Genomic DNA, 14,681 nt, shown 5'->3' on the forward strand with positions numbered 1-14,681 from the left:
CCGGCGTTCCTGACCTCACGCGGGACGTACGGCGATACGGACCGCGGCTTCACCGGCGTAGTGGACCGAGTCCTCGCGGATGACCGCGCCCGGGCCGGGCGCGTGAATCATCAGGCCGTTGCCGGTGCAGATGCCGACGTGGCTGAAGTTGTCGTTGAAGAAGATCAGGTCTCCGGGGCGGCTCTCGGCGAGGGGAATCACCGTGCCGGCGCTCGCCTGCTCGTAGGTGGTGCGTGGCAGGGTGACCCCGGCGGCCCGCCAGGCGGCCTGGGTGAGTCCGGCGTTGTCGTACGACTCCGGCCCGACCGCACCCCACAGGCACGGCCTGCCGATCTGGGCACGGGCGAAGTCGATCGCCCTGTCGGCCTTGGTGACGGCTGAGCTGCCGGCGGCGGGCACGCCCGTCTCGAGCACGGACGGCTGCATGGTCCAACCCCCGGCCTGGGGTATGCCGCCGGTGTCGAGGACGGACGGCTGGGTGCGCCACTCCTCGGCCGTGGGTGTGCCGGTGTCGAGCGCAGAAGGCTGCGCACGCCAGTCCGCGGCGGGGGTGACGCCGGTGTCGAGGACGGACGGCTGGGTGCGCCACTCCTCGGCCGTGGGTGTGCCGGTGTCGAGCGCAGAAGGCTGCGCACGCCAGTCCGCGGCCGGGGTGACGCCCGTGTCGAGCACGGACGGCTGCATGATCCGCTCCTCGACCGCGGGTACGCCGGTGTCGAGCACGGACGGCTGCATGAGCTGCTCACCGGTCGGGTACATGCCGGTGTCGAGCACGGACGGCTGCATGAGCTGCCCGACGGCCGGGGTCACGCCCGTGTCGAGGACCGTCGGCTGCTGCAGCCGCCACGCCTCCTCGTTCGCCCGGTGGGTCTGGTCCCCCTGGTCCTGCCAGGGCTGCTGGGACGGCAGGGCCTGGGCGGCCGGGCGCGGCGCGGAGGTCTGCCGGGCGGTGTACCGGTACAGCAGCTCGCTGGCCGCCGCGATCTTGCGCTGGTTCTGCTCCTTGGACCTGCGCAGGGAGGACTGCTTCGACTCGGGGGCCGCCGCGGGCAGGGCGGGAGCGGCCTCCTGGCGGGGCTGCGGAATGGCGGGCAGCGCGGCCGTGGGGCCGGCGGTCAGCTCGGCCACCGGCCTGCGGGACTCCGCGGAGGGCAGCTCGGCCACGGGCCGGACGCTCGCCCCCGGCCCATCGGCGGCGCTGCGGCTGTCCGCCGGACGCGCGGGCCGGGGCTCCGCCCCTCGGGCCGGCGTACGGTCGGCCGGCAGCACCGCGGGAACCGTCGGGCCCAGGGACGCACGCGCTCCCTCGAACCACCGCCGGGACACCGAGTCGAGTGCCGGATCCGAGCGGCCGCGGTCGCGGGGCGGGGCGGCGGGCGGCCGTGCTCCCATCAACTGGGCGCGGGTGAAGTTGAAGTTGCCGGTGTCGGACTCGGCCTGGTCGTAGAGGCTGCTCACCCGCTGCCGGACGGCCTCGCGGCTGGGGCCCTCGTCACCCGTGGTCGGTGCGGCGTCGGCGGTCTGCGAGAACAGCGCCACCGAGGTGAGGGCGGCGGTCGCGAGAGCGGAATTGCGCATACCGGGAAGGCCGATGCCTCCGGTGCGCGATGGTCGATCCGGCGCCATGGGAGCCGTACTCCTTCCGTACTCCGCCTACCGAGTTAGCTGTCGGGTTCGGGCGGTCGGTTCCGGAAGGCATGCCCTACGGCCCCTGCCCGGGCGGGCAGTTGGGCCGATTCACCCCGTGGTTCGGTTGGGTCCCCGGTTCCGGCTGCCACGGGGGCGCACCGGATTCGGCGGAGGCCGCGCGTCCCGGCGGGGTTCGCCGGAGGAACTCGTGCGGCCTGATGCCACGCTAGCCAACTTGTGCGGCTCGTGTGAAGGTTGAAGGCCGGAATGTCCGATACGCTTTTGTGACCTTCATCGTGACGGGCCGTCAGATCCGTGCGTTGTGCACGCAGTGGATCCGGACGGCAACCGTCCGTCGCGAACAGGCCGTGTCAGGGCCGCGGACCGTCGCCGCGCTCCTCGCGCTCGGCGTTGCGCTTCTTGATGCGCGCCGCCTCCTTGCGGACCTCGGCCTGGGTGGCGCGCTCCTTCTGCAGCCACTCGGGCTGTTCCTGCTTCAGGGTCTCGATCTGCTCGGTGGTGAGTGCCTCGGTGATCCCGCCGCGGGCCAGACCCGCGATGGAGACACCCAGCTTCGCCGCGACCACCGGACGGGGGTGCGGGCCGTTCGCTCGCAGCTCGCGCAGCCACTCGGGTGGCTCGGCCTGGAGCTGGTCGAGCTCGGCTCGTGAGACGACACCCTCCCGGAACTCGGCGGGGGTGGCATCGAGGTACACACCCAGCTTCTTCGCCGCGGTCGCGGGCTTCATCGTCTGGGTGCTCTGGTGCGAGTTCATGCCCTCCAGGGTATCGAGCGTGTTCGAGACCTCCGACCACGGCCGGTAGCCTGGCCTGGTGACAGGCTCCGAGGAATCCCAGGCGTTCCGGCTCGCGTACGTCCCGGGGGCGACGCCCGCCAAGTGGGCGCGGATCTGGAACGAGCGCCTGCCCGACATCCCGCTGAGCCTCCTCGCCGTACCGGCCGCCGAGGCATCCGGCGTGCTGCGGGCCGGCGGGGCCGACGCGGGACTCGTACGGCTGCCGGTCGACCGTACGTTCTTCAGCGCGATCCCCCTCTACACCGAGACGACGGTCGTCGTCGTCCCCAAGGACCACGTGATCACGGCGGCGGACGAGGTGACCGTGGCGGACCTCGCGGACGAGGTCCTCTTCCACCCCCTCGACGACGTCTTCGACTGGGACCGGCCGCCGGGCGAGCCCGCCTTCGAGCGCCCCGCCACCACCGAGGACGCCATGGAACTCGTCGCGGCGGGCGTCGGCCTCCTGGTCGTCCCCCAGTCGCTGGCCCGTCTGTACCACCGCAAGGACCTCACGTACCGGCCGCTGGTGGACGCCCCCGAGTCGAGCGTCGCCCTGGCGTGGCCCGAGGAGGCGACCACGGACCTGGTCGAGGACTTCATCGGAATCGTCCGCGGCCGCACCGTCAACAGCTCCCGCGGCCGCAAGGCGCCGGCACCGGAAACGAAGGGCAAGGCGGGCGGCTCGGCCGGTACCCGGCGCAAGCCGGCAGCGGGGAAGACGGCCGGGAAGTCGGCGGGGCGCAACCCGAGGGCCGGTTCCGACGTCTCCCAGGGCGCCAAGCGAAGGAAGCCCCGCCGCCGGGCCTAGCCTCCCCCGGGGTGGCCTCGCCCCGTTCCGACCATCCGGTGGGGCGATGGACGGGAGGCGGGGGAGTTTTGCTTCGCAAGGGGGTGCGGCGCGCGGGCGCCGCCGCGGACCGGCTGCCTGCCCACGGACCGTGGGACGACCCGGCCGGCCGTGGATACCGTCCGTCACGCGGTGGGCCGTGGCGGGTGGCGGCGTTCGTCGGGCGCACGCTGCGCGGCGAGTGGCAGGCCATCGTCGTCGATCCGGTGCGGCAGCTCAGACGTCGTGGGCTGCCCGCACTGTTCCTGGCGTTCCTGGCCGCCTTCGGCGTCATCTTCTTCCATGCCCTGGCACAGCGGCCGGCCGGTGCGGTGGTGGTGCGGCTGCTCGGCGGCGTCAGGGGCGACCTGCCGTTGTGGCTGGCCCTGCTGCGGACGCCGGTGTCGCTGTATGTCCCGGCCCTGGATCTGCCCGTGTGGGGCGGGATCACGAGCCTGTTCCTCGCGTTCGCCCTCGCCGAGCTGACGCTCGGCCGGGCCGCAACGCTCGTCATCTCCTACGCGACCACCCTTGCCGGCACCCTCATGGTGCGCGTGATGCTCGCGCTGGGCCCGGGCTGGGGCGGGCTGGGGCTGCCGCCCGGGATCGGGCAGGTGCTGGACACCGGACCCTCTGCCGCCGTCGTGGGCCTCTTCACCTATCTCGCCGTCGTCAGGCGCGCTCCCGTCGTGTTCGCCCTCACCGGCGGGTCGATGGTGTGGGAGTCGATCGCCGTACCCAATCTGGCCGGTCGCGAGCACCTGATCGCGGTCGGCACCGCGATCGTCCTGGCGCTGCTCCATGAACGCGGCCGCAAGCGGGCGACCGCCCGGCCCCTCCTTCAGGTACGGCGGGCGGAGTCGCCGGGGACGGGGGTCGAGCGCCCCTGCCCGAACGATCACGTCGCGGTCGGGTGAGCGCGGTCGGCATGCCTCCGAGGCCGGTCAGAGCCTGCGGGGTGCCGCCCGGTTCTGGCCGGTCCCGTTCATTCATCCGCCCGCGGCGGCGTGTGCGCACGGTGAGGGGAGTGATCCTGGCATATCTTCGCCACGACATCCGACATCCGGAGTAAATATGAATAAAACGGATGAACTGGTTGGTGTGGCGGAGCAAGCGGCGCTCGTCGCGCCGGCCGGCCATCAGGGGCGCCGTGTCACCGGGCGGTCCCTGCCCCTCGTCATCGTCACCGCCGCCGGCTCGGTGGCGATCCTCTCCCTCACCGGCGTCGGATGGCTGAACCAGCCCGCCGTCGCGGCCTGGCGCACGGTCTGTCTGGCCATCACCGTCCAGGCGCTGCCCTTCCTGCTCCTGGGCACGGTCCTGTCGGGGGCGATCAACGCGTTCGTCCCGGCCGACCTGTTCACCCGGATCCTGCCCCGCAGGCCCGCACTCGCCGTCCCGGTGGCCGGCGTCGCGGGCGTCGTCCTGCCGGGCTGCGAGTGCGCCTCGGTGCCGGTCGCGAACAGCCTGATCCGCCGCGGTGTCACTCCGTCCGCCGCGTTCGCCTTCCTCCTCTCCGCCCCCGCCATCAACCCGATCGTGCTGACCGCCACGGCCGTCGCCTTCCCGGGAAACCCGGCCATGGTCGCCGCCCGGCTGCTGGCCTCGCTCGTCACCGCGGCCGCGATGGGCTGGCTGTGGCTCTGGCTGGGACGCGAGGAGTGGCTGCGACCGGCAGTCCGCCCTGCGGGCCACCGCTCGGGGCACAGCCGCTGGAGGGAGTTCCGCCTCGGCTTCCAGCACGACTTCCTGCACGCCGGGGGCTTCCTGGTGCTGGGCGCCATGGCCGCGGCCACCTTCAACGTGGCGGTGCCGCGCTCGGTCCTCGACACCTTCTCCGGCTCGCCGTGGCTGTCGGTGCTCTTCCTGGCCGCGCTCGCCGTCCTGCTCGCCGTCTGCTCGGAGGCCGACGCGTTCGTCGCCGCCTCGCTCACCGGGTTCTCGCCCACCGCGCGGCTGGTGTTCATGGTGGTCGGCCCGATGGTCGACCTGAAGCTGATCGCCCTTCAGGCGGGCACGTTCGGCCGGTCCTTCGCCCTGCGCTTCTCGACCGCGACGACGGTGGTGGCCGTCGCCGCGGGCGTCCTGATCGGAGGCGCACTGCTGTGAAGCGCCACGCCCAAGTCCTCCTGCTGGTCCTGACCGGCCTGGGGCTGCTGCACGCCGCCCTGTTCAGCGACCTGTGTCTGCGCTACGTCAAGGAAGGCCTGCGCCCCCTGCTGATCGCCTCCGGGGTGCTGCTCCTGCTGCTGGGCCTGGCAGGAGCGGCGCTGGACCGCGCGGCCCCCGAAGCCGACGCGCACGCACACGGCCACGACCACTCCACCGCACCCCGTATCGCCTGGCTGCTGTTCCTGCCCGCGCTCAGCCTGCTCCTCTACGCCCCGCCCGCCCTCGGCGCGTACACGGCCTCGCACGCGAACAACAAGGCCGTGCCGAAGGCGCAGCGGTTCGATCCGCTGCCCGCGACCGTCCCGCTGCCGATGACCCTCACCGACTTCACCGCCCGGGTCCAGCAGGACCGGGAGCAGGCCGTCAGAGGCCGCAGCATCCGCATGACCGGGTTCGTCACCCCGGCGGGGCAGGGCGGCGGCTGGTATCTCACCCGGATCATCTTCACGTGCTGCGCGGCGGACTCGCAGTCGGTCAAGGTCCGCATGTACGGGGCGCCCGCGCTGCCGGCCAACACCTGGGTGGCCGTCACCGGAACCTGGCACCCCAAGGGCACGCTCGGCACGAAGTCCGCGACGGCGGCCCTGGACGTCCACCGCACCGAGCGCATCTCCCCACCCGTCAACGCCTACACGGACGACCTTCCGCTCACACCCTCGTGACGAGGACGGCAACGTCGGCATCAGGGCATGTACGTGGCCTCACGCCGCCCGGCGGGGTCGGGCGGCCCCGAAGACGGTGGTGCGTCCGCCGTCGCGACTGATCAGCGTGGTGAGGCGGGAGGTGCGGATCGGGGGGTCGGGTTCGTGCTCGAAGCCGCTGAGCGCCTCGGTGGGCGGGCGCACAGGACTCCGTGCCCGGGGTAGGGGTCGGCGGCCAACAGGTCATGAAGGGTGGGCACGCTGATGCGTTTTCTGGTCGGTACGGGGTCGCCGGAATCAGACTGCACCCGCCAAGGGACGGCAGGCGTCGAGAGGGTTGGCCGGTCAGAGCACCTGAGTGGTGCGCACGAACTCCCGGATGATCCGCGCCAGTTCCGCCGGCCGGTCCAGGGGGAGCAGCGTGTAGCCGTCGTCCACCTCGACGAGCCGCCCCTGCGGCAGCAGCGCGGCAAGGCGACGGCCGTGCTCGGGCGGCATCACCCGGTCCTCGCGCGCCCAGACCACCAGGGCGGGCCGGTCGAAGAGCGGCAGACGTTCGGCCGTGGCTTCGAGCAGGCGGCGGGTGGCCCGGTTCGCGCCGCGGAGGAGGCGTACGGCGTCACGGCGGATGGCCGGCTGCCGCAGCACCGGGCGCATCCAGCGCGCGGTGGCCGCATCGCCCCGCTTGGTCAGCCGGCCGAATGCGATCGGCAGCCGGCGCACCGCCCGCACCCGCATCTGCTGCATGAACAGCCCGAACAGGCGCGGTGAGAGCCGACCGGTGAGAACCAGGGTCCGGCCCGTCAGCCCCGGCGGGAAGTTGTCGAACGCATCGCAGGACACCAGCACCGCCCGCGCGACCCGCGCCTCCCCGCCGGCCATCAGGAACTGCACCAGCACCCCGCCCGTGTCGTTCCCCACCAGGGTCACCTCCCGCAGATCCAGCCGCTCCAGGAGCTCTGCGACAAGCCGCGCCACCCCGGGCAGCGACAGATCCGCATCCGCGTGCACCGGGTGGCGGTGGGCGCCCAGGGGCAGCGTCGGGGCGATGCACCGGTGGTCGGCGGCCAGGTGGGCCAACGGCCCCTCCCACAGCGAGCCGTCCATCATCAGGCCGTGCAGCAGCACCAGTACGGGACCGTCGCCGCCTGTGTCCTGGTATGCGACCGTGCCCGCGGACAGCTCGATCTCGTACGCGTCTGCTCGGGCAGCGGTGTTCATGAAGGCCTCCCGTACGTCTCCGCCATGTGTCCGTACTCAAGAGGGCCGGGCGGCCCGAAGTGTGACATCCGCCCGGCAGGACCCGTCATCCCGCACCGCTCCGGTGGCAGAATCGGCGGCGTGGACCGGGGGATCCTCGAGCGCGAGCCCGAGCTGGCACAGCTGGCCACTGCCGCACGGGAGGCGGCGGACGGGGCCGGTTCGGTGGTGCTCGTCTTCGGCGAGGCCGGAATCGGCAAGTCGAGCCTGGTGAGGGCCATGCCCGACCGGCTGCCCGGGCAGGCCCGGATGCTCGTCGGACAGTGCGACGACCTCGCCACGGCGCCCCATGGGTCCGTTCCGCGACCTCGTCGGCAGCGTCGGCGCCGAACTCGCCCGCGCCGTCACCGAGGGCGGCGACCGCCACCGCGTCTACGAGGCCCTGCACGGCGAGCTGGCCGTGACCCCGCACCCTGCGGTACTCGTCGTCGAGGACGTGCACTGGGCCGACGAGGCCTCCCTGGACGCCCTGCGTTTCCTCGTCCGGCGCATGGAGCGGCTGCCCGCCCTGCTCGTCCTCACCTACCGCGACGACGAGCTGAGCCGTGGACATCCCCTGCGTCACCTCCTCGGCCAGGTCTCCCGCGCGCCCCGCGTGCACCGCCTGCCCCTGGCCAGGCTGTCGCTCGACGCCGTCCGCACACTCAGCGCGGCCGGCCGGCTCGACCCCGCTCAGGTCTACGAAGTCACCTCCGGGAACCCCTTCTTCGTCGCCGAGGTCCTCGCCTCCGGCGCCACCGGGGGAGTGCCCCCGACCGTCGTCGACGCCGTGCTCGCCCGGCTGCGCGGACTGGAACCCGCCACCGTCGACGCACTGGAGCAGCTCGCCGTCGTCCCCTCCGCGGTCGAACGCCCGCTGGTCGACGCGCTGCTGAGCGGACCGGTGACCGTCCTCGCGGCGGCCGAGCAGCGCGGGCTGCTGGCCGTGACCCCGGACCGGGTGTCCTTCCGGCACGAGCTGATCCGGCGTGCGGTCGCCGACTCCGTGCCCGCCGCCCGGCGCATCGACCTCAACCGCAACGTCCTCGCGGCCCTGGTGGCCCGGCCAGGTTCCGATGCCGCCCGCGTCGTCCACCACGCCGCCCAGGCCGGCGACCAGGACGCCATCGCCCGCTACGGGCCCGACGCGGCACGCGACGCAGCCGGGGCCGGCGCGCACCGCGAGGCCGCCGCCCAGCTGCGGCTCGTGCTGCAGCAACGGCACCGCTACCCTCCGCCCGACCTCGCCGGCCTGCTCGAACGCTATGCGGTGGAGAGTTACACCATCGCCGACTCGGCCGCCGCCGTCACCGCCCAGCGGGAGGCGGTCGCCCTGCGCCGCTCCCTCGGCGACACCCTCGCCCTCGGCGCCGACCTGCGCTGGCTCTCCCGTATCCACTGGTGGGCCGGGGACGCCGACGAGGCGCAGGACGCCGCCCGCGAGGCCGTCGCCGTCCTTGAACACGCGGGCGACGACCGGCTGCTGGCCCTGGCGGTCAGCAACATCGCCCAGCTGCGGATGCTCTCCGACCGCTATCCGGAGGCCGTCGAACACGCCGAACGGGCCATCGTGCTCGCGCAGAAGACCCAGGACGCGGCGATCCTCTCGCACGCCCTCAACAACATGGGCACCGCCCGCTGGCGCGGCGGAGACCCCGGCGGGCGCCGCCAGCTGGAGGAGAGCCTCGAGGTGGCCCTGGACGCCGGTTGGGTCGAGCACGCCTGCCGCGCCTACGCCAACCTCATCTGGACCCTCCTCGACCACCTGCAGTTCGCGGAGGCCGACCGTTTCCTGCTCCCGGCCATGGATCTGGCCGACCGCGCCGAACATCTCGGCTTCCTCACCTACCTCCACGTCGAGCTGGCCCTCCGCCGGCTCGCCGCCGCCGACTGGGACGAGGCCGAGCGGCACGCCGAGTTCGGCATCCACGACTTCCTGCCCGCCCGCTGCCCGGCGCTGACCGTCCTGGCCCGGGTGCGCACCCGCTGCGGCCGGCCCGGCGGCGCCGAACTCCTCGCCGAGGCCCGGGAGATCGCCGTACGCACGCGAGAACTCCAGCGCACCGGGCCCGTCGCCGCCGCGCTCGCCGAGGCCGCCTGGCTGCGCGGGGACCACGCCGCCGTCGTCGAGGCCGTCGCCCCGGTGCACGCCCAGGCCCGCCATCTGGCCGGCGTCCCCTACCGCGCCGAGCTCGGCTACTGGCTCACCAAGGCCGGACACCCGGTCCCGGCGGACGACTCGGGGCACCCGTACGCGCTGCAGGCCCACGGGCAGTGGCGGCGGGCCGCGGCCCTGTGGCACACGGCGGGCTGCCCCTACGAATACGCCGCCGCGCTCGCCGAGAGCCCGGAGCCCGCCGACAAGCTCACCGCCCTCGCCCGGCTCGACGCGCTGGGCGCCGAGCCGCTGGCCCGGCTGGTCCGCGCCGAACTGCGCGGGCTCGGCGTGCGCCGCATCCCGCGCGGCCCCCTCGCCGCCACCCGAGGCAACCCGGCCGGCCTCACCGAACGCCAGCTGCAGGTGATACGGCTGCTCGCCGAGGGCCTGACCAACTCCGAGATCGCCGCCCGGCTCGTCGTCTCCGTCCGCACCGTCGACAACCACGTCCGCGCGGTCCTCGACAAACTCGGCGCACCCACCCGCCGGCACGCCGCCGTCCGCGCCGCGGAGCTCGGACTGCTCGCCGAGGGCGAAACGTAGGTACCCCGCGGGCCCGAGCTGGGTGACACCCACGGATGCCCGGGCGGACGCAACCCGAGTAGAACGTGCGGATCGACCCGACTCCGAAAAAACGGGGGATATCCGTATGTCCAGCACACCCGCCCAGGCGGCACGCAGGGAACTGGCCGACTTCACCGGCGAGTTGATCGGACCCGAGGACTCCGGCTACGAACAGGCCCGCACCGTCTACAACGCGATGATCGACCGGCGCCCGGCACTCGTCGCACGCTGCGCCGACGCGGACGCGGTGGCCCGCGTCATCGGTTTCGCCCGCGCGCACGACCTGCCCCTCGCCGTCCGCGGCGGCGGCCACCACGGAGCCGGACTCGGCACCGTCGACGGGGGAGTGGTGGCCGACCTGTCACCTCTGAAGGACATCCACGTCGACCCGGTGGCCCGCTCCGTGCGGGTCGGCGGCGGCTGCGTCTGGGGCGAGGTGGACCGCGCCACCAACCCGTACGGCCTCGCCACCCCCAGTGGCATCGTCTCCACCACCGGCGTCGGCGGGCTCACCCTCGGCGGCGGACTCGGCCACCTGACCCGCAAGTGCGGACTGACCATCGACAACGTCCTCGCCGCCGACATCGTCCTGGCCGACGGCCGGCAGGTGCGCGCGAGCGCCGACGAGAACACCGACCTGTTCTGGGCGATCCGCGGAGGCGGCGGCAACTTCGGCGTCGTCACCTCCTTCCTGTTCCGGCTGCACGAGGTCGGCACCGTCGTCGGCGGCCCGACCTTCTGGCCCGTCGAGATCAGCCCCGAAGTCCTCAGCGCCTACCGGGACTTCCTCCCGAACGCGCCCCGCGAACTCAACGCCTTCTTCCTGTACGGCACCGTCCCGCCGGCCCCGCCGTTCCCCGAGGACATCCACCTGCGCAAGACCGCCGGAGTCGTCTGGTGCTACGCGGGCGCCGACCCCGAAGCGGCCGCACATGAGATGGCCCCACTGCTCGACGCGCTGCCGACACCGATGCTGCACGCCGTCGGACCGATGCCGCACCCCGATCTGCAGTCCCTGTTCGACGGGCTCTACCCGCCCGGCCACCAGTGGTACTGGCGTGCCGACTTCGTCAACGAGATCCCCGACGAGGCCGTCGAACTGCACGCCAAGTTCGGCGCCGAGGTGCCGACCATGCAGTCGACCATGCACCTCTACCCGATCGACGGCGCCGCCCACGACGTCGGCCCCGACGACACCCCCTGGGCCTACCGAGGCGCCCAGTGGTCCACCGTCTACGCCGGAGTCGACCCCGATCCCGCCAACGCGGAGCTCGTCAGGCGCTGGACCGTCGACTACTTCGAGGCCCTGCACCCGTACTCGGCGGGCGGCGCCTACGTCAACATGATGATGGACGAGGGCCAGGACCGCGTGCGGGCCGGCTACCGCGGCAACTACGACCGCCTGGCCCGCGTCAAGGCCGACCGTGACCCGGACAACGTGTTCCGCCTCAACCAGAACATCCGGCCCAGCTGAACCAGGCGTCGCCGAACGGGTGGTGCCCCGGGCGGGGGACGGGGCACCACCGGGCCTCGGTTCACCAGGTGTCGACGAACGGGCGGTGCCCTGCCTCCGGTACGGGGCACCGCTCCAGCGCCGCAAGAATCCAGGCCCGCGACCCGGCCGGGTCGATCACCGCGTCGATCTCCAGCGCGGCCGCCGCGTTGACCGCCTTCCCGCGTTCGTACAACTCGGCGACCCGCTCCTCGAAGACACGCGCACGCTCGGCCGGGTCGGCGATCGCCGCCAGCTCCCTGCGATAGCCGAGCCGCACCGCGCCCTCAAGACCCATCCCGCCGAACTCGCCGCTCGGCCAGGCCGCCGTGGCCAGCGGCGCCCGCGTCGAGCCGCCCATCATGGCCATCGCACCGAGCCCGTACGCCTTGCGCAGCACCAGACTCACCAGCGGCACCCGCAGATGGGCGCCCGTCACGAACAGCCGCGCGAAGTGCCGTACGGTGGCGGTCCGTTCGGCGTCCGGGCCGACCATGAACCCCGGGGTGTCGCACAGCGAGACGACCGGCAGCCCGAACGCGTCGCACAACTGCAGGAACCGCGCCGCCTTGTCGGCCGCGTCCCGGTCGATCGCCCCGCCCAGATGCGCCGGGTTGCTGGCCAGGAGCCCCAGCGGCCGCCCCTCGATCCGCACGAGACAGGTCAGTACGCCCACGCCGAACTCGCGCCGCAGCTCCAGCACCGAGTCCGTGTCCGCGAGCCCGGTGACCGCCGCCCGCACCTCGTAGGCCCGCCGCCGGTTCTCCGGCACCACATGGCGCAGCAGCCGCTGATCAGGCGCCTCCCAACTGCCCTGCCCCCCTTGGAAGTACGACAGATACCGCCGCGCCACCCGCACGGCCTCCGCCTCGTCGGCGACCACGAGGTCCACGACCCCGTTCGGCACCTGCACCGACAGGGGCCCCACCTCCTCCGGCCGGTACACGCCGAGGCCGCCGCCCTCGATCATCGCGGGCCCGCCCATCCCGATCGTCGCGTCGGGCGTGGCGATCACGACGTCGCAGCAGCCGAGCAGCGCCGCATTGCCGGCGAAACAGCGCCCCGAGACGATTCCCACCAGCGGGACCAGCCCGCTGAGCCGCCCCATCCGCTGGAAGGTGGTCACGTCGAGGCCCGCGACGGCCGTGGTGTCGGTGTCCCCGGGCCGCCCGCCGCCCCCCTCCGCGAACAGCACCACGGGCAGCCGCCGCTCCTCGGCGAGCTCCAGCATCCGATCGGTCTTGCGGTGGTTCTGGAGCCCCTGAGTACCGGCGAGAACCGTGTAGTCGTACGACATCGCCACGCACGGCCGGCCGTTGATCCGCCCCGTGCCGGTGACCATGCCGTCGGCCGGTGTCGACCGGATCAGGTCGTCCAGCGAGCGGCGCCTGCGCTGGGCTGCGATCGCCAGGGCGCCGAACTCCGTGAAGGTGCCGGTGTCGCACAGGTCCTCGATGTTCTCGCGGGCGGTGCGCCTGCCGAGAGCGTGCCGCCCCGCGACCGCCTCCGGCCGGTTCTCGTCGAGGCCGAACGCGTGCCGCCGTAGGACCTCGGCGAGATCCGCGCGCACGGCATCCGGATCGACCGGCTCCGCCGCGGGCCCCTCGCCCCGCACACCAGTGATGTCGTCCAAGGCGGCCAACGGGGAGCCCTCGCCGACCGTTTCGCCCACGCGTGCGTGCAGCCGCCGTACCACCGCGGAGCCGGGAGCCCGCACCACGTGCTCCATCTTCATCGCCTCCAGCACCAGCAACTGCTGCCCGGCCCGCACCGGTTCGCCGGGGGAGACGTCGACGGAGACGACGGTGCCGCCGAGCGGCGCGACGACCGTGCCGTCACCAGCTGGCTCCCCGGGAGCGACGTGGGCCTGCGCGAGGTCCGCCACCACCCCGGTGTGCGCCCAGAAACGCGGCCGCGCCAGCACCTCGCGCAGCAGCGGGATCCCCGTCCGCACCCCCTCCACCGTGAACTCGCCCAGCGCCCGCCGCGCCCGCGCACAAGCCGCCTCCGCATCGCCCGCCGGGACGTGCGCGACCACCTTGGCGAGCAACGGGTCGTAACGGACGCCGACTTCGGCCCCGGCGCGGATCGCCGTGTCGACCCGCACACCGGGCCCCGACGGCTGGTCGAACCGCGTGATCCGCCCCGCCCCCTCGGCAGCGACCCGCGCCTGCACGGCAAAACCGCGCGGCGCGGCCGGCGGCCCCGCGAGCCCCAGCTCCTCCAGCGTGGCCCCGGCCGCCAGGCGCAGCTGCGCGGCCACCAGATCGACCCCCGTCACCTCCTCGGTGACCGTGTGCTCCACCTGAAGCCGCGGATTGGCCTCGATGAACCAGAACTCCTCGCCCCGGAGCAGGAATTCGAAGGTGACCAGGCTCGAACAGCGGGCGGCGTGGGCGATCCGAAGCGCGGCGCCGAGGATCCGCTCCCTGGTGTCCTCGGGGAGTTCGGGAGCGGGGGCGATCTCGATCACCTTCTGGTGGCGGCGCTGTGCGCTGCAGTCCCGGTCCCACAGATGCGTGACGGCACCGGTCGCGTCCCCGACGACCTGGACCTCGATGTGCCGGGCGCCCTCCAGCAGCCGTTCCGCATACAACTCGCCCCGCCCGAAGCCCTGTTGGGCCTCCGAGGTACACCGCTCCCAGGCCTCGTCCAGCTCGTCTGCCAGCCGTACGACCCGCATACCGCGGCCGCCGCCCCCGCCCACCGCCTTGATCATCACGGGCCCGGCGGCCAGCAGCTTGCGCGCCCCGTCCGGGCCGTCGGCCCCGGCGAGCACGGGAACCCCCGCCTCGGCGGCGAACTCACGCGCCCGCGCCTTGTCCCCGAAGACCGCCAGCACCTCGGGCGTGGGCCCGACGAAGGTGACCCCCGCGTCGGCGCAGCGACGGGCGAAGTCCGCGTCCTCGCTCAGGAAGCCGTACCCGGGGTGCAGGAAGTCGCAGCCGGTGGTGCGCGCGGCGGCGAGCAGCGCGCCGCCGTCGAGGTAGTCGTCCAGCGGGACGGCCTCGTCGGCCAGGCGGGCGTGCGCGTCGTCGCCCTCGGCGTACACCGCGACCGAGCGCAGCCCGGCTTCCGAGGCGGCCCGCAGGACGCGCACGGCGATCTCCCCGCGGTTGGCGACGAGCACGGCGGCACTACCCATGGGAGCCCTCCACGG

11 protein-coding genes, 1 pseudogene and 1 riboswitch are annotated in these 14,681 nt (G+C 73.6%); of the genes and pseudogenes, 7 read left to right on the plus strand and 5 right to left on the minus strand.

The window, feature by feature from the left end:
* Positions 1 to 15: 15 nt before the first annotated feature.
* Positions 16 to 1,578 carry a C40 family peptidase gene (locus ACWC1K_RS13890; protein ID WP_450831161.1) on the minus strand — a complete coding sequence of 521 codons (1,563 nt, stop codon included), beginning with the start codon at positions 1,576 to 1,578 and terminating at the stop codon, positions 16 to 18.
* 56 nt (positions 1,579 to 1,634) lie between these two features.
* Positions 1,635 to 1,809, minus strand: a riboswitch (cyclic di-AMP (ydaO/yuaA leader).
* A 191-nt stretch (positions 1,810 to 2,000) separates the two neighbouring features.
* Complete coding sequence (locus ACWC1K_RS13895; protein WP_450831162.1) at positions 2,001 to 2,405, minus strand: DUF5997 family protein; 405 nt, start codon at positions 2,403 to 2,405, stop codon at positions 2,001 to 2,003.
* A gap of 58 nt (positions 2,406 to 2,463) precedes the next feature.
* Between ACWC1K_RS13895 and ACWC1K_RS13900 the strand changes: the two genes are divergently transcribed.
* The 4 genes from ACWC1K_RS13900 (at position 2,464) to ACWC1K_RS13915 (ending at position 6,089) form a co-directional block, all read left to right on the plus strand.
* On the plus strand, positions 2,464 to 3,237 hold the full coding sequence (locus ACWC1K_RS13900) for a LysR family substrate-binding domain-containing protein (RefSeq protein ID WP_450831164.1): 774 nt from the start codon (positions 2,464 to 2,466) through the stop codon (positions 3,235 to 3,237).
* Between the two features lie 185 nt (positions 3,238 to 3,422).
* Positions 3,423 to 4,172 carry a hypothetical protein gene (locus tag ACWC1K_RS13905; protein WP_450831165.1) on the plus strand — a complete coding sequence of 250 codons (750 nt, stop codon included), beginning with the start codon at positions 3,423 to 3,425 and terminating at the stop codon, positions 4,170 to 4,172.
* A gap of 157 nt (positions 4,173 to 4,329) precedes the next feature.
* The gene (locus ACWC1K_RS13910; protein WP_450831166.1) at positions 4,330 to 5,364 is read left to right on the plus strand and encodes a permease; all 1,035 of its coding nucleotides are present in this window, start codon (positions 4,330 to 4,332) and stop codon (positions 5,362 to 5,364) included.
* Positions 5,361 to 6,089: a TIGR03943 family putative permease subunit gene (locus ACWC1K_RS13915; protein WP_450831168.1), complete on the plus strand. Its 729-nt coding sequence runs from the start codon at positions 5,361 to 5,363 to the stop codon at positions 6,087 to 6,089. Before ACWC1K_RS13910 ends, ACWC1K_RS13915 begins: the two co-directional genes overlap by 4 nt.
* A 39-nt stretch (positions 6,090 to 6,128) precedes the next feature.
* Here the strand turns inward: ACWC1K_RS13915 and ACWC1K_RS13920 are convergent, their stop codons facing one another.
* The gene (locus tag ACWC1K_RS13920) at positions 6,129 to 6,272 is read right to left on the minus strand and encodes a hypothetical protein (protein ID WP_450831170.1); all 144 of its coding nucleotides are present in this window, start codon (positions 6,270 to 6,272) and stop codon (positions 6,129 to 6,131) included.
* Positions 6,273 to 6,413: 141 nt separating this feature from the next.
* Positions 6,414 to 7,289, minus strand: a complete 876-nt coding sequence (locus ACWC1K_RS13925) for an alpha/beta fold hydrolase (RefSeq protein ID WP_450831172.1) — start codon at positions 7,287 to 7,289, stop codon at positions 6,414 to 6,416.
* 24 nt (positions 7,290 to 7,313) lie between these two features.
* Between ACWC1K_RS13925 and ACWC1K_RS13930 the strand changes: the two are divergent.
* The 3 genes and pseudogenes from ACWC1K_RS13930 to ACWC1K_RS13940 all read left to right on the plus strand — a co-directional run.
* Positions 7,314 to 7,556: pseudogene (locus tag ACWC1K_RS13930) on the plus strand (AAA family ATPase); the annotation flags it as partial.
* A gap of 61 nt (positions 7,557 to 7,617) precedes the next feature.
* Entirely contained in the window at positions 7,618 to 10,008 is a 2,391-nt protein-coding gene (locus tag ACWC1K_RS13935; protein ID WP_450831173.1) for an ATP-binding protein, read from the plus strand.
* 106 nt (positions 10,009 to 10,114) lie between these two features.
* Positions 10,115 to 11,503, plus strand: a complete 1,389-nt coding sequence (locus tag ACWC1K_RS13940; protein WP_450831175.1) for an FAD-binding oxidoreductase — start codon at positions 10,115 to 10,117, stop codon at positions 11,501 to 11,503.
* A 61-nt stretch (positions 11,504 to 11,564) separates the two neighbouring features.
* Here ACWC1K_RS13940 and ACWC1K_RS13945 read toward each other — a convergent pair whose 3' ends face one another.
* Positions 11,565 to 14,666, minus strand: a complete 3,102-nt coding sequence (locus ACWC1K_RS13945) for a carboxyl transferase domain-containing protein (RefSeq protein WP_450831176.1) — start codon at positions 14,664 to 14,666, stop codon at positions 11,565 to 11,567.
* Between the last annotated feature and the right edge of the window lie 15 nt (positions 14,667 to 14,681).

It is taken from the genome of Streptomyces sp. NPDC001492, assembly GCF_053597275.1.

Coding starts and splice junctions, on each gene's coding strand:
- ACWC1K_RS13890 (WP_450831161.1), bottom strand. CDS start 1,578: ATGCGCAATTCCGCTCTCGCGACCGCCGCCCTCACCTCGGTGGCGCTG.
- ACWC1K_RS13895 (WP_450831162.1), bottom strand. CDS start 2,405: ATGAACTCGCACCAGAGCACCCAGACGATGAAGCCCGCGACCGCGGCG.
- ACWC1K_RS13910 (WP_450831166.1), top strand. CDS start 4,330: ATGAATAAAACGGATGAACTGGTTGGTGTGGCGGAGCAAGCGGCGCTC.
- ACWC1K_RS13925 (WP_450831172.1), bottom strand. CDS start 7,289: ATGAACACCGCTGCCCGAGCAGACGCGTACGAGATCGAGCTGTCCGCG.
- ACWC1K_RS13935 (WP_450831173.1), top strand. CDS start 7,618: ATGGGTCCGTTCCGCGACCTCGTCGGCAGCGTCGGCGCCGAACTCGCC.
- ACWC1K_RS13940 (WP_450831175.1), top strand. CDS start 10,115: ATGTCCAGCACACCCGCCCAGGCGGCACGCAGGGAACTGGCCGACTTC.
- ACWC1K_RS13945 (WP_450831176.1), bottom strand. CDS start 14,666: ATGGGTAGTGCCGCCGTGCTCGTCGCCAACCGCGGGGAGATCGCCGTG.